The following is a 19510-nucleotide window of genomic DNA, read 5'->3' on the forward strand; positions in this document are numbered from 1 at the left end:
GATCGGCGGCAGCCGCTCGACGCGACCGCGCGCCTCGGCACGCCGCCCAAGGCTCCGGCCAAGGGCCTGCGGGTTGTCGCGCTCGGTGGTATCGGCGAGATCGGCCGCAACATGACCGTGTTCGAGCACCAGGGCAAGGTCCTGATCGTCGACTGCGGTGTGCTCTTCCCCGAGGATCAGCAGCCCGGCGTCGACCTGATCCTCCCCGACTTCCGGTACATCGAGGACCGGATGGACGACATCGAAGCGGTCGTCCTCACCCACGGTCACGAAGATCACATCGGGGCACTGCCGTTCCTGCTGCGGTTGCGGCCCGACATCCCGGTCGTCGGCTCCAAGTTCACGCTGGCTCTCGTCGCGGCGAAATGCCGTGAACACCGGCAGCGTCCGGTGCTGATCGAGGTCACCGAAGGCGAAAGCACGACGCACGGTCCATTCGAGTGCGAATACTTCGCGGTCAACCACTCGATCCCCGACGCCATCGCCGTCGCGATCCGCACCGACGCCGGTCTCGTCCTGCACACCGGCGACATCAAGCTCGACCAGTTGCCGCTCGACAACCGACTTACCGACCTGGCCGGGTTCTCGCGGCTCGGCGACGAAGGTGTCGACCTGTTCCTCGTCGATTCCACCAACGCCGAAGTGCCGGGCTTCGTCATGCCCGAACGAGAGATCGGCGCGGTGCTCGACGGAGTCATCGGCAAGGCCACCAATCGGGTCATCGTCGCATCGTTCGCCAGCCATGTGCATCGCATCCAGCAGGTCGTCGACGTCGCCGTGCGGTACAACCGGCGCATCGCGTTCGTCGGTCGCTCGATGGTCCGCAACATGCAGATCGCCCAGGACCTCGGGTACCTGCGGGTGCCCGACGGTCTGGTCGTCGACATCGACACCGCCGCGAGCCTGCCGGGAAATCGTCTCGTACTGGTGTCCACGGGATCGCAGGGCGAGCCGCTGTCCGCTCTGTCCCGCATGGCCCGCGGTGAGCATCGGCAGATCAACATTCGCGCCGACGACCTCGTCGTGCTGGCGTCGTCGTTGATCCCGGGCAACGAGAACTCGGTGTTCGCCGTCGTCAACGGTCTCGCCAAACGCGGTGCCACCGTCGTCACCCAGCAGAATGCCAAGGTGCACGTCTCCGGTCACGCATCGGCGGGTGAACTGCTGTACCTGTACAACGCGGTGCGGCCCACCAACGCCATGCCGGTGCACGGCGAATGGCGTCACCTGCGGGCGAACGCGAAGCTCGCCGAGGCCACCGGGGTGCCGCCCGAGCGGATCGTGCTGGCGGAGGACGGCGTCGTCGTCGACATGGTCGACGGTCTCGCCGAGATCGTCGGGCAGGTTCCCGTCGGGCACGTCTACGTCGACGGACTGTCCGTCGGCGACGTCGGCGAATCGACCCTGTCGGACCGGCTCATCCTCGGCGAAGGCGGCTTCATCTCGATCTCCGTCGCCGTCGACGCGGCCACCGGCCGTGCGGTCAGTTCCCCCGAAGTGTCGGGCCGCGGCTTCTCCGACGATCCGTCGGCGCTGTCCGACGCCGCACGACTCGTCGACAAGACCCTCGACGAACTCGCGGCGGAAGGCATCACCGAAACTCATCGGATCGCACAGGCCGTCCGGCGCGTGGTGGGACGCTGGGTGTCGGAGACGTACCGTCGCCGGCCGATGATCGTGCCGACGGTCATCGCGGTGACGTCGCCGGAGTGAAGCCGGCGGCGGCGCGCGTGGACGATACCGGTGTCGGTGTCGGCGTGTACCGTCGGCGCGATGACCCTGGCGAAACGTGAACGCGCAGCATTGATCCGCACGATGTCGGAGGTCGGCCCCGACGCGCCCACGCTGTGCGGGGATTGGACGACCCGGGATCTCGCCGCGCACCTGCTGGTGCGTGAGCGCCGGATCGATTCGATGCCAGGCCTCGTCGTACCACAATTCGCGGACCACACCGAGAAGGTCCGTCGGGCGGCTACCGACCGGCCGTGGGCGTATCTGCTCGCGGACATCGAGTCCGGTCCACCGAAGTGGTCGCCGCTGTTCCTGGTCGACGCGGTCGCGAACGCGGGGGAGATGTTCGTCCACCACGAGGACGTTCGGCGCGCCGTCGCGGGATGGGAACCCCGGACCCTGCCCGCCGACGATCAGGACCACCTGTGGCGGCTGGCCCAGCAGGTCGGTCGCCGCAGCTACCGCGGCAGCGACGTGACCGTCGTCTTCGAACGCTCCAGCGCCGAACACTCGGACACCGAACATCCCAGCGGCTCGCGCGTCACCGTCAGGAAGCGCGGGCCCCGCACGGTCGTGCTGCGCGGAGAACCGGCCGAACTGCTGCTGCACGCGTTCGGTCGCGACCAGGTTCGGCTGGAGACGGACGGCGAGCAGCGCGACATCGACGAACTCGCCGCATCCCAACGCGGCGTGTGACCTGCGAAACCGCAGGCCACGGTCGTGTTTGTGATGCGACCCGCGACTTGATGCCGGTGTTGCGGATGGTTCCGATGGGGTTCGAGCGGCTAACCTGACGGATATGGCAGGAAAGTCGAGCAGTCGCGGATCGTCCACGACCTCCCGGTCGAGGTCGACAGCGCGCGGCTCGACCGGGACCTCCAGCAGGTCCGACAATGCGGGCACGAGTCGGTCCACCGGCGGAACCACCCGGAACGGATCCGCACGAAGCACCGGCGCGAAGAGCAGCGCAACAAAGGCTGGTGCGTCCAAGGGCAGTGCAACCAAGGGCAGTGCAACCAAGGGCAGTGCAACCAAAGGCAGCAATGCGAAGGCGGGTGCCGCGAAGAACGGTACCGCCAAGCGCAGGCCCGCCCCATCGTCCGGGCGCGCCCCAGCACGTCGGCCCGCCGCGTCCACACGTCCCGCCCGTGCTGCCGCAACGTCTGCATCCGGTCGAAGTGGCCCGAGCGTGCTCGACTCCATCGGCCGAGGGATCGGTGCCGGATGGCTCGTGATCGCGCGGGGCCTCGGCGCCACCGTCCGGACGATCGGCAAGGCCGGCGACATCGAGCACGGTCACCGGCGCGACGGCATCGGACTCGGACTGATCGCCCTCGCGGTCGTCGTCGGGGGCAGCGTGTGGTTCGGAGTCGGCGGCCCGGTCGGCAGCTGGATCGAATCGGGGGTCCGCGCGGTCGCGGGCGGTGCCAGCGCTGTGGTGCCCCTCGTCGCCATCGGCATCGCCGTGGTGCTCATGCGCACCGAACCACGACCCGACATCCGTCCCCGACTGATTCTCGGTGGTGTGCTGGTCGGGCTGCCCGCATTGGGCCTGTGGCACATTGCCTCCGGCTCACCGGCCAGCCCCGACGGCCGATCGCAAGGTGCCGGATTCGTCGGTGCCGCAGTGGGCGGACCGCTCACGTCGGGCCTGACCGTGTGGTTGTCGGTGCCGTTGATGGTCCTGGCAGCCGGTTTCGGGATCCTGCTCATCACCGGTATCACCGTGCGTGAACTGCCGGGCCTGTTCCGCGACTACTTCGGGTTGTCCTACCGCGCCGAAGACGAGTACGGCGACTTCGACGAATACGACGATCACGACGAGCTGCCATACGACGATCGCGACCCGACGTTGTTCGACGCGGACGGGTACCCGACCGAGCGTCGCCCACGTCGCCGTCGTACCCCGGCCGAAAACTATCCGACCGACGAGTTCGACGGCAACGCCCGCACCGAGATCCTGCCCCTGTGGGACTCACCCGCGACCACACCGTTCACGGCGCAGTCCGTTCCCGCACCGGAGGCAGAACCAGCACCGGAAGCAGAGCCGGTACCGGAACCACCCAAGCAACGGGCCCGGCCCAAGCCGACGCCGAAACCGACACCACCACCGACGCCGGCGGTCGACGAGGCCGACGAACTCGATGCGATGGCGCCGGACCGGGTCGTCGACGGGGATTACACGCTGCCGTCGGTCGGTTTGCTCCAGAAGGGTGATCCGCCGAAGACCCGGTCGTCGGCGAACGACCAGATGATCGATTCGATCACCGAGGTCCTCGAACAGTTCAAGATCGACGCTGCGGTCACCGGCTTCACCCGCGGTCCGACCGTGACCCGTTACGAGGTGGAGCTCGGTCCGGGCGTCAAGGTCGAGAAGATCACGGCGCTGGCGCGCAACATCGCGTACGCCGTCGCGACGGACAACGTGCGCCTGCTCGCACCGATCCCGGGCAAGTCCGCGGTTGGGATCGAGGTACCCAACTCCGATCGCGAAATGGTTCGTCTGGCCGACGTGCTCGCCGCCCCGAGTATCCGGAAGGACCGGCATCCGCTGGTGATCGGTCTCGGCAAGGACATCGAGGGCGACTTCGTCCACGCCAACCTCGCGAAGATGCCGCATCTGCTCGTCGCGGGTTCCACCGGTTCCGGCAAGTCCAGCTTCGTCAACTCGATGCTGGTGTCGCTGCTGATCCGGGCGACACCCGAGGACGTGCGGATGATCCTCATCGACCCGAAGATGGTCGAGCTGACACCGTACGAGGGCATCCCGCACCTCGTCACGCCGATCATCACGCAGCCGAAGAAGGCCGCGGCGGCGCTGGCATGGCTCGTCGAGGAGATGGAGCAGCGTTACCAGGACATGCAGGCCAACCGGGTGCGGCACATCGACGATTTCAACACCAAGGTGCGGTCGGGAGAAATCACCGCGCCGCTCGGCAGCGAACGCGTGTACCGGCCGTATCCGTACATCCTGGCGATCGTCGACGAACTCGCCGACCTGATGATGACCGCACCCCGCGAGGTCGAGGAATCGATCGTGCGGATCACGCAGAAGGCCCGCGCCGCCGGTATCCATCTGGTGCTGGCCACCCAGCGTCCCTCCGTCGACGTCGTCACGGGACTGATCAAGACGAACGTACCGTCACGGCTGGCGTTCGCTACCTCGTCGCTCACCGACTCGCGCGTCATCCTCGACCAGCCGGGAGCCGAGAAACTCATCGGCATGGGCGACGGCCTGTTCCTGCCGATGGGAGCCGGCAAACCCCAACGCATGCAGGGCGCGTTCATCACCGACGAAGAGATCGCGGCGGTCGTCGACTTCACCAAGAACCAGGCCGAACCCGAGTACACCGAGGGTGTCACCGCGCAGAAGGCGGGGGAGAAGAAGGACGTCGATCCCGACATCGGCGACGACCTCGACGTGTTTCTCCAGGCCGTGGAACTGGTGGTGTCGAGCCAGTTCGGTTCCACCTCGATGCTGCAGCGGAAGTTGCGTGTCGGTTTCGCGAAGGCCGGACGGCTCATGGACCTGATGGAGACCCGCGGCGTGGTGGGCCCGAGCGAAGGGTCGAAGGCCCGCGAAGTCCTGGTCAAGCCGGACGAACTCGACGGTCTGCTGTACTCGATTCGTGGCGGGGGCGGCGATGACGGGACCTCTGACCAGGGCTGACGCGTTCTTCGTTCCTCGATGTGGTTGAATGGATCTCGTTGTGGAGGGGAGTATCCCCATCGCCTGCGACAGTTCCGTCAGCACGTACGGCAGCGTTGCCGTACCGGGATTGTCGGTCTGCGCTCACGCAGGCGGGAGAGACCTCCGGTGCCCTGTTAGGCCTACCGGAGGAACTCGACGCTCATGCACGTGACCCCCTTGGTTTGGTTCGTCACCATCGCGGTGATCGCCGCGCTGTTCATTTTCGACTTCTACTCACACGTCCGTAAACCCCACGCACCGACACTGCGTGAATCCGGGTTCTGGTCCGCGGTGTTCATCGGGATCGCGATCCTGTTCGGCGTCGTCGTGTTCCTGATCTGGGGGCCGCAGTACGGCGGCGAGTACTTCGCCGGATACGTCACCGAGAAGGCCCTGTCGGTCGACAACCTCTTCGTGTTCGTGGTGATCATGGCGACCTTCGCGATCCCCCGCGAATACCAGCAGAAGGTGCTGACCATCGGCATCGTCCTCGCGCTGGCGATGCGCGGCGCGTTCATCGCGGTCGGTGCCGCCGCGATCAACGCCTACAGCTGGATCTTCTACCTGTTCGGCGTCTTCCTGCTGTACACCGCGGTCAAGCTGATCATCGACCACAACAAGGACGAGGACACCAAGCCGGACGAGGGCCGGATCGTGAAGCTCGTGCGCAGGGTCGTGCCCACCACGGACCACTACGACGGCGACCGGTTGATCACCCGCATCGACGGCAAGCGCATGATCACCCCGCTCATGCTCGCGCTCCTCGCCATCGGATTCGCCGACATCCTGTTCGCGCTCGACTCGATCCCTGCGATCTACGGCCTGACCCAGGAGCCGTACCTGGTGTTCACCGCCAACGCGTTCGCCCTGATGGGCCTGCGCCAGCTCTTCTTCCTCATCGGTGGCCTGCTGGACCGCCTCGTGTACCTCTCGTACGGACTGTCGATCATCCTCGCGTTCATCGGCGTCAAGCTCGTCCTGCACGCATTGCACGAGAACACGCTTCCGTTCGTCAACGGTGGCGAACACGTGGCGGTCCCGGAGATCTCCACCGTGACGTCGCTGGTGGTGATCGTCGGTGTGCTGGTCGTGACAACCGTGTTGAGCCTGCTCAAGAACCGCAGCGATGCCAAGCGTGCCGAAGCTGCCGAGCGTGCCGACAGCGACGACGTGCGGTGACCGTCAGGTGTTGAACACGCCCATCACCGGCTGCCACGCGGTGATGCGGACGGCGTCGACGAGGCTGCGTTGCGCGAACGGGTCCTGGCCCATCAGTTCGTGTGCGGCGGCCTCGTCGGCGACGTCGACGAGGATCAGGGCGCCCGAACCGTCCACCCACGGGCCCGTCGCCCGGACCGTTCCGGCATCGACGAGACCGCTCAGCCAGCCGCGATGCGCGGGGCGATGCTCGTCGCGCGCGGCGACGGTGGCTTCGCTATAGCTGTATTCGACGGCGAACAGGGCCATGTGTCCTCACTTCGTGTTCGACGGGTGTCGTCCGGATCCGCTCACAACGTCAGGAGCATCCGCGTATTGCCGAGTGTGTTGGGTTTGACGTAGCTCAGGTCCAGGAACTCGGCGACGCCGGTATCGTACGACCGGCACATCTCGGCATACACCTCGGCCGTGACCGGTGTGCCCTCGATCTCGGCAAAGCCGTGGCGGGCGAAGAAGTCCACCTCGAAGGTGAGGACGAACAGCCGATCGAGTTCGAGTTCCCGCGCGACCTCGACGAGCTTGGCCACCAGTAGGTGCCCGGCGCCGCGCCCCTTGACTCGTGGATCCACCGCAACCGTGCGGACCTCACCCAGATCCGACCACAGCACATGCAGTGCACCGCAGCCGATGATGTCGCCGCGGCTCTCGGCCACCCAGAATTCTTGCACCGCCTCGTACAGCGTGACGAGGTTCTTCTCGAGCAGGATGCGACCGGAGTAGATGTCGATCAGTCGCTTGATCTCCGGCACGTCCGAGGTTCGGGCCCGGCGTACGACGATCCGGCCGTCGGACTCGGTGTCGGGCAGCGGGGAAGTCATGCGGTGAACAGTAGCGGGTGCCGGGAACGATATTGTGGGGCACGTGCCGGTCGGATCGTGGTGTTCACCCCAGCTGCCGGGGTATCCGCGTTCACCGGTTCGGCCTGTGCCGACGTCCGGTACTTCACCACGCATCCGGAGGTCCGCATGAGCACGCACCATCCCCATGTCGACGCCGGGGCGGGAGGCGGCGCGGCTCCTGGACCGAACGCGGGCGCCGCGCACGGTGCGGTTCCGTTGTGGAACATCGCGAACATCCTCACCATGCTGCGGATCGCGCTCGTGCCGGTCTTCCTCGTTCTGTTGTTCGTCGGCGACGGTCACGATCCGCGGTGGCGCATCGCAGCCACCGCGGTGTTCGCGATCGCCGCGATCACCGACCGCATCGACGGCCAGATCGCCCGGCGCCGGGGTCTGGTCACGGACTTCGGCAAGCTGGCCGATCCGATCGCGGACAAGGCGCTGATCGGCGCCGCCCTCGTCGGCTTGTCCGTCCTCGGTGATCTGTCCTGGTGGGTGACCGGGATCATCGCCGCGCGGGAACTCGGCATCACCGCACTGCGCTTCGCCGTGTTGCGGCACGCGGTGATTCCGGCCAGTCGCGGCGGCAAGGCGAAGACACTCGTGCAAACACTGGCGATCGGGGTCTACCTGCTGCCGCTGCCGGATGCGGTGATGCCCATCGCGGTCGCATTGATGGCGGTGGCGGTTCTGCTGACCGTCGGTACCGGCATCGACTATGTCGTCCAGGCAGCGCGGTTGCGGACCGGGGTGCGACTGGAATCGCGGCATCACAGCGAACCTGGCATCACAGGGCCGACGAGCACGGACCCGAAGCCCAGATGACCTCAGCATTCGATCCACTTGTCTCGGCGACCCGGGCCGCCGAACTCGTCGACGCCCTCACCCGACGTCGGCAGACCGTCGCCACCGCCGAATCGCTCACCGCGGGTCTGCTGTCGGCGACGATCGCGGGGGTTCCGGGCGCGAGCCGGGTGCTCCGCGGTGGCCTCGTCGTGTATGCCACCGACCTGAAGTCGTCACTCGCCGGTGCCGACGCCGATCGCCTCGGACGGGACGGGCCGGTGTCCGCGTGGGCGGCGGCGGCGCTTGCCGAAGGAGCCGCATCCCGTTGCGGCGCGGATTGGGGCATCGGCCTGACCGGGGTCGCCGGCCCGGACGACCAGGACGGACATCCACCGGGGACCGTGTTCCTCGGAGTGCGCGGCCCGGACGGAACCGCGGTGACCTGCCCGGTGGTACACGGCGACCGGTGGTCGATTCGGATCGGCGCGGTCACCGCAGCCGTGTCGGGGCTACTCGCGCGTTTGGCGGCGGACACGGCGTTGTAGTGTCTGCTCACCGCGGTTCCGGTGCTCGATGTCGTGACCTCGGGAACCGGGCAGCGTGTTCGAACGTTGTTCCGGAACAAGCATGACGGACGAAGGAGGACACGATGGCACTGTTGTTGCGTGAGGCAATCGGTGACAGCCTTCGGCGCACTCGTGTGTCGCAGAGCCGCACACTGCGTGAGGTGTCCAGCAGCGCGCGGGTCAGCCTCGGCTACCTGTCGGAGGTCGAACGCGGACGTAAGGAAGCGTCCAGTGAGCTCCTCGCGGCAATCTGCGATGCGCTCGAGGTGCCGCTGTGCGATGTCCTGTTCGACGTCAGCGAGTCGCTGGCCGTCGCGGCACCGCATCGCGGCACGGGCGCAGCTGCTGCGGCAACCCTCGATCCCGGCGTGGCCGTGCGCGGCGCTGTCGGCGATCCGGCCGCGCGAATTGCGCAGGACACCCGCGTGGTGATTCCCGCACCTGCGGCGCGTGCGCTGGCGGCCGCCTAACATGGGTCACGTCCGCAGCGGCTTTCCGGATGCGGACGAAAGGGACAGGCTTTGTCGGGTCACCACCGGGGGGTGGCCCGGGCACGACAGGTGGGACCGCCCGACGAACGGTGAAGCCGGGGCGGTCCGAGCCGGTGCGCGACGGCCGCGCATCGGGTCGCGTTCGGCGCGGCGTACCAGATGGAGGCAGGATCACACCCATGGCTAATCCGTTCGTCAAGGGTTGGAAGTACCTCATGGCGCTTTTCAACTCCAAGATCGATGAGAAGGCCGATCCCAAGGTCCAGATTCAGCAGGCGATCGAGGACGCCCAGCGTCAGCACCAAGCACTGTCCCAGCAGGCAGCATCCGTCATCGGCAATCAGCGGCAGCTCGAGATGAAGCTCAACCGTCAGTTGGACGAGGTCGAGAAGCTCAACGCCAGCGCGCGCCAGGCCGTCCTCATGGCCGACCAGGCCGGGGCCGCGGGCGATACCGAGAAGGCCATCCAGTACACGAATGCCGCCGAGGCGTTCGCGGCCCAGCTCGTGACGGCCGAGCAGTCCGTCGAGGATCTCAAGGTGCTGCACGACCAGTCGCTGCAGGCCGCGGCCCAGGCGAAGAAGGCCGTGGAGCAGAATGCGATGGCGCTGCAGCAGAAGGTCGCCGAGCGCACCAAGCTGCTGAGCCAGCTCGAGCAGGCCAAGATGCAGGAGCGTGTCAGCGAGTCGCTGCGCTCGATGGACTCGACCCTGTCGGCGCCCGGCACCACGCCCAGCCTCGATGCGGTACGCGAGAAGATCGAGCGGCGCTATGCCGACGCACTCGGCTCGGCCGAGCTCGCGCAGAATTCGGTGCAGGGCCGGATGCTCGAAGTCCAGCAGGCCACCGTCCAGATGGCCGGTCACAGCCGTCTCGAGCAGATCCGCGCGTCGATGAAGGGTGACGCCCTGCCCGGTGGGGCAGCGGGTGCGCCCGCCGTCAACACCGCCAAGGAACCGCCGGCCGCGGGCGCCGCGGGAACGCAGTAGCCGACCGCGACACGTGATCGTCAGATGAGCACACCGGGAGACGGTCGGTTCGGGAACCTTCCCGTTCCGGCCGTCGCCGCGTTCAGAGACGTCGCCGACGGTGTCGTCGACGCCACACGGCGCTGGCGTGACCCCTCCGCCCGATTGCGGCGGAAGAAGCGGCGGGCACGTCGCCGCGCAAAGATCTTCGGTGCCGCATCCGGCATGTGGGGCGTCGGCACTGCGACGCTCGTCGTCGCGTCCGCACCGGACTGGACGGTCGTCGCGACCGGTGGCACCACCGCTGCGCTCGCGGTCCCCGCAGTCCTTGCCGTCCGCAGGATGCGTCGTCTCGACGCAGTACCCGTTCCACCTGCTCCGCCGCGCCGTCGGGCGCTGCCACCGGAGGGTTCGGTCGCACGGGCACCGATGGCGCGACTGGCCAGCAACGAGCAGAGCCTCTCTCACCTGCTCGGTGTTCTCGCCCGGTCCGAGGCGGTCGTCACCGAGGATCTCGACGAGATCGGCGACGCGGCACGAGCGGCGTCGTCGGCGCTCGAAGCGGTCGCGGTCGACGTCGTTGCCTTGGAGTCGGCTGCGCGGGGGAGCGCTGCGGCCGGGGCTCAACTCGGACCGGCTCTCGCGGCGGCCGGGGACCGTCTCGATACCGGTGTCGATCAGTTCGAGGAGTTGGTGGCGGCAGCCGCACGGTTTGCCGGGGCACCGGAGGGCAGCCGGCCCATGACCGTGCTCGAACAACAGCGGGCCGAGTTGATCTCCGCCTCCGATCGGCTCGAAGGCTGGGCGCAGTCGTGGCAGGACATGGACCGGATCCAGCAGCGATACCGTTCCTGAGCAGCCACGGACCGTCGCTACCGAAGTCCCGGGCGGGGGTCTTCCGTGTCCGCAGCATGGCACAGTAGTGCGCGAATGTGCCGACAACAGGCCTGTCCCTGACGCTGCTGCGCCGTCATACCCCGTGGACGCGCTCTAATCGTCGACACCGCGCGCCGCGAGGGCTTCACCCATCGCGTCGGCGGACCGTAGCGCTCCCACGACCACCGGCACGACCAGAGCGCGCAACGAGAAGCCCAGGCCACGGGCCTTGCGAGCATCGCTCACCTGCGCGACGAGTTCGCCGAGCAGGGGGATGCACCGGATCGTCATGACCAGCACCAGACCCACCCGTTCCGGGTTCACGCCGCCCCTGCGAAACGGTCCCAGTCCCGCGATGATCGCGTCGAGCATGTCCGTCACCCGGGTCGTGAGAGTGACCAGCGCCGCGAGCGCGACCGCGAGTAGCAGTGCCCCGCACACCACCACCGCACGTTCCCAACCCGCCACCACGAGTTGGAACACGCCGATGAACGCGAGCATCCACAGCAACGGACGCAACTGGACGACGGCGAGCCGGATCGGGATGCGCGCTGCGGCATAGAGTCCCACGACGACGGCCGCGCACGGCAGCACCTGCCACGGCCGGTCGATCCACAGCGTCAGCGCGACGATCGCCGCCGCCATGACCAGCAGCTTCGGACCTGCGGGAACACGATGCAAGGGCGTGTCGGCCGGGTGGTAGAGACCGAGCGTCGTCATCGGACGAGTGTGCGGTAGAAGTCGACGGCGGGGCCGGGCGCATCGTCGGCGACGATCCGGCCGCCGTCGACGACGAGTACCCGGTCGAAGTCGGCGAGCAGATCGAGCTGGTGGGTCACGACGATCAACTGTTGATCGAGGTGCGCGAACGTGCGCGAGATGAGCCGCGCGTTGCGCAGGTCGAGCAGGGTGGTCGGTTCGTCGGCGACGAGTACCTGCGGGTCGGTGACCATGATCGCGGCCAGTGCCAGCAACTGCTTCTGCCCACCGGACAGGAGATGGCTGGGATGGTCGTGGTGCCCACCGAGCCCGAAATCGTCGAGGACCCGCCGAACCCGCTCGGTGCGTTCGGTCTTGTCCAGTCCGCTGCGGCGCAACGAGAAGTCCACGTCCTCGGCGACGGTCGGCATGACGATCTGATGATCGGGATCGGTGAACACGAAGCCGACACGTCGTCGCACGTCACGACCCTTGCGGGCGGTGTCGAGTCCGTCGACGGTGACGCTCCCGGAGGTCGGCACGACAAGACCGTTGATCATGCGGGCCAGTGTCGATTTTCCGCTTCCGTTGGCACCGACGATGCCGATCCGCCGCTCGGTGAGGGTCACGTCGATATCGGCCAGCACCACCCGCTCGCCGTACGCGTGCCGGACGGACGCAAACCGGATCTCACTCATCGGCGGTCGGTCAGTGGGCGAGGTCGCCGGCGGGCTTCGGTGCCACCGGAGCGGAGATCAGTCCCGGATACGCGCGGTGCACCTGCGCGGCGACCACGGCCGCGACGACCGCCTTGATCAGGTCACCGGGAAGGAACGGCAGGTTCCCGGCCACGGCCGCGGCGAACGACATCTCGCCGCGCAGCATCATTCCGACGAGACCGAAGGTGTACAGCACGACGATGCCGCCGAGCACATTTGCCGCGACACCGGGAAGCACCCGGTAGTGGGGCAGCATCTTCGCGGTCAGCCAGCCTATGACGGCGACGGCGGGGAGCCAGCCGATCAGGAACCCGGCAGTGGGGGATGCGAGGGAGGTGAGTGTCGTGCGGCCACCGGCGAGAACGGGCAGTGCGAGTCCGAGCACGATCACCGTGGCGACGGACAGCACGCCCTTGCGTGCACCGAGTACGGCGCCGGCCAGCATCACTCCCAGCGACTGCAGGGTGATCGGCACACCCGACGAGCCGAGCGTGATCGAGCCGGGCAGACCCAGCGCGATGATCAGGGCGGCGAACACAGCGATCTGCGCCAGGTCGCGGGCGGGTATGCGGCGGGTCGACGACACGGATTCTCAGCCTTCTTCACAAGGGTCGGAACCCGTCGAGCCTATGTGTACTGCGCGTGCCGCGCGTCACCGCCCCGTCCCCGGCACGACCCCGATCCGTCGGGAACAAGGCTGGGGGTATCCACCCATCTTTCCCTGATTTGTGGTGTGACCAGGTGTTTTTCTCTGTCGTTGCTGTCAGGATCGGGGACGTACACGAGAATGGGCAACTGAGACGGGAGTACGCGATGTTCTGGAAAATTGTGGGTGTGGTAGCGCTGGCATGGGTCGCGTTGGCGTTGATCGGCGCCCTGTTCGAGCACCTGTTCGGGATTTTGGTGGTGAGCGCGATCATCTTCGGCGGATACCTGCTGTACAAGGCGATCTCGAGCGGCAAGCACGACGACATCATGAAGGTCTGACCGGCGAGGTCCGATGGTCACCGGTGCAGCAACTGGGCGAGCAGTCGGCGCCCCTGCCCGAGCGAGACGTCGGGAAGGTACGCGTGACCGACCGCGACACCGATCGCGGGCAGCGCCGCGGGGTCCGGGAAGACCATGTAGACGGGCCGGTACTCCGGCTGGAACTTGGATTTGAACGCGAGCAGCGACCGGAACCCGTACACCGGTTCGAGCGTGCGGCCGAGCACTTCCAGCATGGCGTCGAGCGCGGTGCGGTCCACCGTGTCGGGTCGGTCGGCGGCGGCCAGGGGCGCACCCGACAGGCTCAGGTAGTCGAGGCCCTGTTCCTGGGCGGACAACGCGGCCGATGCGATGAGGAACTCCATCGACGGCCGGAATCCGTCGGAGCGGCGCCGCATGAAGTCGAGGGTCAGCGCGACGACGACGCCATCGCGGTAGACGGGCATCCAGGAGGTGACCCCGTGGACGTGCCGGTCGGCGTCGATCGCGAGCAACAGCCGAATCTCCGGATCGCGGAGTTCGTCGAGCCCGCCGAGCGTGAAACCCATCTCGGGCAGACCCTTGTCGGCGACCCATTCCTCCGAGATCGCGACGATCTGCTCGACGACAGCGATCGGGGCGTCGTGCACGCTGGTCCATTCGGCGACGATGCCGTCCTTGCGGGCACGATTGAGGGCGGTGCGCACGTCCTGGAATTTCTTGCCGGAGAAGGCGAGTCCGTCGAGGGGGATCACGGTTTCCTCGGCGACCTGCAGGCAGGTCCACCCGTGCTCGCGGGCGATCGCCGCGGTCGGTTCACCGACCGAGTACAGGCACGGCGTCCAGCCGTTTCCGGTGCAGTACGCGGCGAACTCGTCGATCGCAGCGAGCAGGGTGTCGCGGTCGCCGATCGGATCGCCGGTGGTGAGCGCGACACCGGAATGCACCCGGTACGCGACGGCGTGCCTGCCGTCGGAGGAGAACCAGTAGTGGTTGCCGTCCCACGTGGCCATCCACGACAGGGACGATCCACCGGGCGAATGCAACAGTGCACGGACCCGCTGCCGGGCGTCGGCGTCGAAGCCGAGCGCCGGAACCCGGAAGCTGCGCAGCATCAGCACGCAGAACACCGCCCACACCAGCACACCGGTCCACTCGAACAGCAGCGTCGCCGCCGAGGTGAGCGGCAGGACCGGAGGCTCGAACAACTGGAGATACACCGGGGGAATCAACCGTCGCGGCATGTCCCGCAGCAGGGTCCACATGCCCGGATCGCGGTCGAAACCGTCGGAGAGCAGCGAGCCGACGCCGACGTAGACGAGCGTGGCCACGGCGAGCGCACACAGGGTTCCCAGCCACACCGGGCCATACGTGCCCTTCGGTGCCCGCACGTCGAACAGGCGCCGGGCGGCGAGCAGCACGATCAGGATCGCGACGAGGGCCAGCAGCGGGGCGAGTTCCATGAATACCGAACTGTGCCGGTGCTGCCCGTACAGCAAGGACCGGGTTTCGTCCTGCTCGGTGGCCTCGGCGACCAGGCTCGCCGCGGCGATCCCGATCAGTGCGATGTGCGCCCACACCGACAGCAGCCAACCGGCGTGTCGTCCCCGGCGCAGGCCTTCCGCTGACACCAACAACACGATCGACGGCATCAGATTCATCACCAGCGGACCGAGCCCGGACAGCCGGAGCGCCTGCTGACCTTTGCGGCATTCGTCGTGCAGCGCCGGGTCCGCGCACACGTCCACCAGTTCACGCGCGGAATAGGGCACCTGATCGAACAGCATCCGCAGTGCCGAGAGCGGGCCGATGGCGTGCGGCGAGAACGCCGCGAGCACCGGCCCGAGCACACTCGCGGTGACCACCAGCGCGATCAGCGTGCGCTGCTCGCGGACGGTGCCGCCGAGCGCCGGGCCGCGCGCCGACCGTCCGCACAACCACGGCCCCAGCAGCACCCCGACGACGGCCGCACACAGGCGTGTCACATCCTGCAGGTGCCCGGCGAACAGGGCCGCAGTCACCAGGAACACCAGCACCAGTGTCCGGATCCGGCGCCGCCACAGGGTGTCCATCACCGACGTTGCCGCCAGCAGTGTGCCCAGCACCCACGGGAGGGGGTCCTCGATGACATGCCCGTGCAGTTCGATACCCCAGGTATTGGGCACGGTCGACGCGAGCGAAGCCACCAGCAGCGCCAGCGCGGCGCCGGCGCCCTGCGTCACCACCGCGGCCACAGCGAACCGTCGGGTTCCGATCCGGTGTTCCACCGGGACGGCAACAGCCAGGATCGCGACCGTCGCCAAGACGTACTCGACGATGCCGGACGCGAACAAGCCCGACGACACGAGCACCCACACATGGCCGTCGCCGAAGCTTCGCGTGCCCGTCGATACCCACGAGGCGAGGTCGGCGGACGGTCCGTGGAGGACCGAACCGGTGGCGAGGCCCAGTACCCACAGCGCCGCGAGCAACACGAGCGACACCGGCGCCCGGCGCAGCGCGCCGAGCACACGCTGCGCGGTCACGAGGTGAGACCCAGGCGGTGACTCAGCCACGGAAGTTCCTCCTCCAGAGCGGCGGACCACAGCTTGAAGGTGTGTCCGCCGGGCAGTTCGGTCAAGTGAACATCCATACCGGCCGCGCGTGCGGTGTCGGTGAGTTGTTCGATACCGGCACGGTATTCGTGATCGTCGAGCCCGACGACGAACGCGCCGGCGCTGTCGGGAAAACGGTTGTGGGCGAGCAGATCGGCGGGATTGTTGCGGGCGTATGCCGCGGCGTCGCCGCCGAACGCCTCGTGCACGGTGCGGTCACGGTCTCCGAGGGTGGGTTCGGCTTGCCCGGAGATGTCGAGAAATGTCGGATACACATCGGACCGGAGCGTCGCCAACTGCAGCGCGCACGTCCCGCCGTAGGACAGACCACCGATCGCCCACGCACGCGGATCCGGGTCGACGTGGAGGTTCTGCTTCACCCACGCGGGCACGTCGTCGGTGAGATAGGAGGCGGCGTTGCCCAGCCGGGAATCCATGCACAGTGGGTTGGCGAACTGGCCACCGGTCCCGTCCGCGACCACGACCACCGGGGCGAGTCCGTCGTGGTCCGCGGCGAATGCGTCCATCGTCTGGGTCAGCCGACCGCCGATCAGCCAATCGTCGGGACTGCCCGGTTGCCCGGCCAGTAGAACGAGGACCGGAAGTTCGGGCCGCGGATCGGTGAAATAGGCAGGGGGGAGATATATTCGCGCGTCCCGCGCGGGGAAACCGGAGGTCGTCGCTGGGATCGGCGTCGAGATCACGGCGCCGGTCGCAGGCATGCCGGGCGGCGGCGACCACTGCGAGGACAGCGGGGTCCCGGTGACGGTGGTCGCGGTGCGTGTCTGTGCGTCGGCGAGCGAGACGGTTCGGAAGTCGGACATGCCCAGCGCGGACCGCACCGTCGGATAGGCGTCGAAGGAGAGATTGATCTGCCCTGCCGCGGCGACGACGACGAGTCCGGCAGCGACGGTGAGTCCCACCGCGGCCGGGACCCTCCGGCGATCGCGATGCCGGAACGGCCACCGCAGAACCAGCAGCGCGATCGCCAGGACCGCGGTCGCGGACCACCAGTACACGGCGTGCGGCAACGGATCCGGGAACGGCCGCCACACTCGCTCGACGAGGACAGCGGCGATGCCGGTCAGCGCCACGGTCGCCGCGATCGCAGCGGGAATACCGAACATCGCCCAGCGCCGGTTCCGGTGAGCCACGAGCACCGCGATTCCGAGGACGGTCAGGCACCAGAACGTCACGGCGGCAGCAGTGGAGATCAGGCGTACGCCGAGGATCGTATCGGCGACACCGGACCAGGACATGAGCACAAGTGTGCGCGAGCACTCCCGCGCGGAGCCGCCATCGCAGATAGTGGAGGTATGGAAGCGATACCGGAAGACTGGGAACGCGGGTTGGTGATCGCGGCGCACCCCGACGACATCGAGTACGGTGCGGCCGCCGCGGTCGCGCGATGGACCGGCCAAGGTAAGGACATCCGCTATACGTTGGCCACCAGCGGTGAGGCGGGTATCGCGGGTCTGCCTCCGTCGGAATGCGGGCCGCTACGCGAAGCGGAAGAACGTGAGTCGGCGCGGATCGTCGGTGTCGAGCACGTCGAGTTCCTCGGGCACCGCGACGGCACGCTCGTCGCCGGACCCGAACTGCGCCGCGACATCGCCGCGGCGATCCGGCGGAACCGCCCGCACCTGGTGGTCACCGGTAATTTCGGGCTCACCTGGTTCCCCGGATTCCTCAACAGCGCCGACCACCGGGCGCTCGGTGTCAGCGTGCTCGACGCGGTCGCCGACGCCGCCAACGAGTGGATCTTCCCGGAGTTGACCGAGCAGGGACTCGAACCGTGGCCGGGGGTGCGGTGGGTCGCGGTCAACACCACCGCACCCACCCACGCGGTGGACGTCACCGACACCGTCGAGATCGCGGTCGCATCGTTGTCCGCGCACCGCCGATATCTCGAGGCGCTCAGCGATGCGCCCGTCGAGGAGCAGGCCCGGGCGCAGGTGACCCGCGCATCGGGTCCGCTGCCGGGATTCGGTGCCGCCCACGCCGCCGGGTTCGAGTTGTACACGTTCGCCGGCGCGGCACCGGAATAGGTCGCTCAACCGGACGCGGAGGGAGACGACAACATTGCTGGAGAGGACAACGCCGGACACGACAACGCCGGACACGACAATGCCGGACACGGCGGTCGGGCCGGTCCAGGACCATCTGGATCGGCAGGATCCGGGTGGTGTGCTGGGCGTGTATCTCTACGGTTCGGCAACAACCGGCGGATTGCGTCACGACAGCGACATCGACCTGTTGGTGGTCACCCGCCGGTCGCTCACCGGTGGGGAACGAGCGGCGCTGGTCTCGGTGCTGCTCACACATTCCGGGTGGTCGGGACATGCCGCCGATTTCCCCGAGGTGGCGCACAGGCGGCCGATCGAGTTGACCGGCATCGTCGCCGACGACTGGACCGGTCACGCGTCGACGGTGGTCGCACTGGCGCATTCGCTCGCCGAACACGCTCTGCTGGAGGGGACGCGCTGAGCCAGGTAGGTGGTCGACTGCCCGCGCCGACCGGGACCGAACGGGCGGCGCTCACAACGTTGACGACGGCACGAAAACTCGGCCGGCGCCGGGCACCGCGTCGATGTCGACGGGCAGTGGTCCGATGCGCTCGCCGTCGGCATAGGCGGTGATACCAGGGCAGTCGAGTCGCACCGACCGCGCCCGGAACACGGACACTTCGTCGAGGTCGACATGGGTGCCGCGGTAGACCGTCGGAAACAGGCGCAGCAGCCGGGACCGGTTCGCCGACGTCACCACGACCACGTCGAGCAGGCCGTCGTCGAGTCGAGCATCTGGTGCGATGCGCATCCCGCCGCCGTAGGTCGACGCATTGCCCACCGACACCATTGTTGCTTCGGTGTCGAAGGTGTTGCCGTCCAAGGTGATCCGAAAGGGGAGTAGGCGTAGGTTGGCAAGCTCGGCGATCGTCGCCAGGTTGTAGCGCAGGTGCCCGCGCGGCCACCGCATCCGATTCGCGCGGTCGGTGACCAGGGAATCGAACCCGCTGGCCAGGACCGTGCCGAACCACCGCGGTCGCAGACCCGTCGGGGTCGCGCGACCGAGGTCGATGTCGCGGGTCCGGCCGTCGGCGATCACGTCGACGGCGGCGACCGGGTCGGCGGGGATGCCGAGCACCCGTGCGTGGTCGTTGCCGGTGCCCGCCGGAACGATGCCGAGCGGAATTCCGGTGCCGGCCAACGCCTGCCACGCAAGGAACACCAGACCGTCCCCGCCGATCACGATCAGTGCTCCGGTACCGTCCGCGACCGCCCGCGCGGCCAGTTCGGCGGACTCGGCGGCGGAGGACCCGGCGATCTCGGTGACGTCGGCACCGCGCTCGCGCAGGCGGTGCAGGGC

The 19510-nt window shown here is 68.0% G+C and carries 20 protein-coding genes; 12 read left to right on the top strand and 8 right to left on the bottom strand.

Features of this window, described 5'->3' with window-relative positions:
* The 4 genes from WAX14_RS05235 to WAX14_RS05250 form a co-directional block, all read left to right on the top strand.
* Positions 1-1713: ribonuclease J (locus WAX14_RS05235; protein WP_422627031.1), on the top strand; the 1713-nt coding region annotated here is incomplete at its 5' end.
* Positions 1714-1773: 60 nt separating this feature from the next.
* Positions 1774-2427, top strand: coding sequence for a TIGR03085 family metal-binding protein (locus WAX14_RS05240; RefSeq protein WP_422627032.1), 654 nt, complete (start codon positions 1774-1776; stop codon positions 2425-2427).
* 103 nt (positions 2428-2530) lie between these two features.
* Positions 2531-5401 carry a DNA translocase FtsK gene (locus tag WAX14_RS05245; RefSeq protein ID WP_422627033.1) on the top strand — a complete coding sequence of 957 codons (2871 nt, stop codon included), beginning with the start codon at positions 2531-2533 and terminating at the stop codon, positions 5399-5401.
* Between the two features lie 183 nt (positions 5402-5584).
* The gene (locus WAX14_RS05250; RefSeq protein WP_422627034.1) at positions 5585-6601 is read left to right on the top strand and encodes a TerC family protein; all 1017 of its coding nucleotides are present in this window, start codon (positions 5585-5587) and stop codon (positions 6599-6601) included.
* A gap of 3 nt (positions 6602-6604) precedes the next feature.
* Here the strand turns inward: WAX14_RS05250 and WAX14_RS05255 are convergent, their stop codons facing one another.
* Positions 6605-6889, bottom strand: coding sequence for a YciI family protein (locus WAX14_RS05255; protein WP_422627035.1), 285 nt, complete (start codon positions 6887-6889; stop codon positions 6605-6607).
* Positions 6890-6930: 41 nt separating this feature from the next.
* The gene (locus tag WAX14_RS05260) at positions 6931-7458 is read right to left on the bottom strand and encodes an amino-acid N-acetyltransferase (protein ID WP_422627036.1); all 528 of its coding nucleotides are present in this window, start codon (positions 7456-7458) and stop codon (positions 6931-6933) included.
* Between the two features lie 147 nt (positions 7459-7605).
* On the opposite strand from WAX14_RS05260, the gene pgsA reads away from it, so the two are divergent.
* The 5 genes from pgsA (at position 7606) to pspM (ending at position 11145) form a co-directional block, all read left to right on the top strand.
* Complete coding sequence (pgsA, locus tag WAX14_RS05265; RefSeq protein ID WP_422627037.1) at positions 7606-8304, top strand: CDP-diacylglycerol--glycerol-3-phosphate 3-phosphatidyltransferase; 699 nt, start codon at positions 7606-7608, stop codon at positions 8302-8304.
* Entirely contained in the window at positions 8301-8810 is a 510-nt protein-coding gene (locus WAX14_RS05270) for a CinA family protein (protein WP_422627038.1), read from the top strand. The genes pgsA and WAX14_RS05270 overlap by 4 nt, the downstream gene beginning before the upstream one ends.
* Before the next feature lie 104 nt (positions 8811-8914).
* A complete protein-coding gene (locus WAX14_RS05275) occupies positions 8915-9301 on the top strand; it encodes a helix-turn-helix domain-containing protein (RefSeq protein WP_422627039.1) in 387 nt (128 codons plus the stop codon).
* A gap of 200 nt (positions 9302-9501) precedes the next feature.
* On the top strand, positions 9502-10311 hold the full coding sequence (locus WAX14_RS05280; RefSeq protein ID WP_422627040.1) for a PspA/IM30 family protein: 810 nt from the start codon (positions 9502-9504) through the stop codon (positions 10309-10311).
* 24 nt (positions 10312-10335) lie between these two features.
* Positions 10336-11145, top strand: a complete 810-nt coding sequence (gene pspM, locus WAX14_RS05285; RefSeq protein WP_422627041.1) for a phage shock envelope stress response protein PspM — start codon at positions 10336-10338, stop codon at positions 11143-11145.
* Between the two features lie 135 nt (positions 11146-11280).
* On the opposite strand, the gene WAX14_RS05290 is transcribed toward pspM, so the two are convergent.
* From WAX14_RS05290 to WAX14_RS05300, 3 genes are read right to left on the bottom strand one after another with little or no spacing between them, the layout of a single operon-like run.
* The gene (locus WAX14_RS05290; RefSeq protein ID WP_422627042.1) at positions 11281-11886 is read right to left on the bottom strand and encodes an energy-coupling factor transporter transmembrane component T family protein; all 606 of its coding nucleotides are present in this window, start codon (positions 11884-11886) and stop codon (positions 11281-11283) included.
* Positions 11883-12563 (bottom strand): energy-coupling factor ABC transporter ATP-binding protein, encoded by a 681-nt coding sequence (locus tag WAX14_RS05295; protein ID WP_422627043.1) that lies wholly within the window; start codon positions 12561-12563, stop codon positions 11883-11885. Before WAX14_RS05295 ends, WAX14_RS05290 begins: the two co-directional genes overlap by 4 nt.
* A 10-nt stretch (positions 12564-12573) precedes the next feature.
* On the bottom strand, positions 12574-13170 hold the full coding sequence (locus WAX14_RS05300; protein WP_422627044.1) for a biotin transporter BioY: 597 nt from the start codon (positions 13168-13170) through the stop codon (positions 12574-12576).
* A 227-nt stretch (positions 13171-13397) separates the two neighbouring features.
* On the opposite strand from WAX14_RS05300, the gene WAX14_RS05305 reads away from it, so the two are divergent.
* Positions 13398-13571, top strand: coding sequence for a hypothetical protein (locus WAX14_RS05305; RefSeq protein ID WP_422627045.1), 174 nt, complete (start codon positions 13398-13400; stop codon positions 13569-13571).
* Positions 13572-13588: 17 nt separating this feature from the next.
* On the opposite strand, the gene WAX14_RS05310 is transcribed toward WAX14_RS05305, so the two are convergent.
* Both WAX14_RS05310 and WAX14_RS05315 read right to left on the bottom strand, forming a co-directional pair.
* Entirely contained in the window at positions 13589-16075 is a 2487-nt protein-coding gene (locus tag WAX14_RS05310; RefSeq protein WP_422627046.1) for a bifunctional lysylphosphatidylglycerol flippase/synthetase MprF, read from the bottom strand.
* Positions 16072-17403, bottom strand: a complete 1332-nt coding sequence (locus WAX14_RS05315) for an alpha/beta hydrolase (protein ID WP_422627047.1) — start codon at positions 17401-17403, stop codon at positions 16072-16074. The genes WAX14_RS05310 and WAX14_RS05315 overlap by 4 nt, the downstream gene beginning before the upstream one ends.
* A 57-nt stretch (positions 17404-17460) precedes the next feature.
* On the opposite strand from WAX14_RS05315, the gene WAX14_RS05320 reads away from it, so the two are divergent.
* Both WAX14_RS05320 and WAX14_RS05325 read left to right on the top strand, forming a co-directional pair.
* Entirely contained in the window at positions 17461-18192 is a 732-nt protein-coding gene (locus WAX14_RS05320; RefSeq protein WP_422627048.1) for a PIG-L deacetylase family protein, read from the top strand.
* A gap of 79 nt (positions 18193-18271) precedes the next feature.
* On the top strand, positions 18272-18631 hold the full coding sequence (locus tag WAX14_RS05325) for a nucleotidyltransferase domain-containing protein (RefSeq protein WP_422627049.1): 360 nt from the start codon (positions 18272-18274) through the stop codon (positions 18629-18631).
* A 51-nt stretch (positions 18632-18682) separates the two neighbouring features.
* Here WAX14_RS05325 and WAX14_RS05330 read toward each other — a convergent pair.
* On the bottom strand, positions 18683-19510 hold an 828-nt coding region (locus tag WAX14_RS05330), incomplete at its 5' end, for a diacylglycerol kinase (RefSeq protein ID WP_422627050.1).

It is taken from the genome of Rhodococcus sp. (in: high G+C Gram-positive bacteria) (assembly GCF_049299235.1).
In the GTDB taxonomy this organism is placed as follows: domain Bacteria; phylum Actinomycetota; class Actinomycetes; order Mycobacteriales; family Mycobacteriaceae; genus Rhodococcus.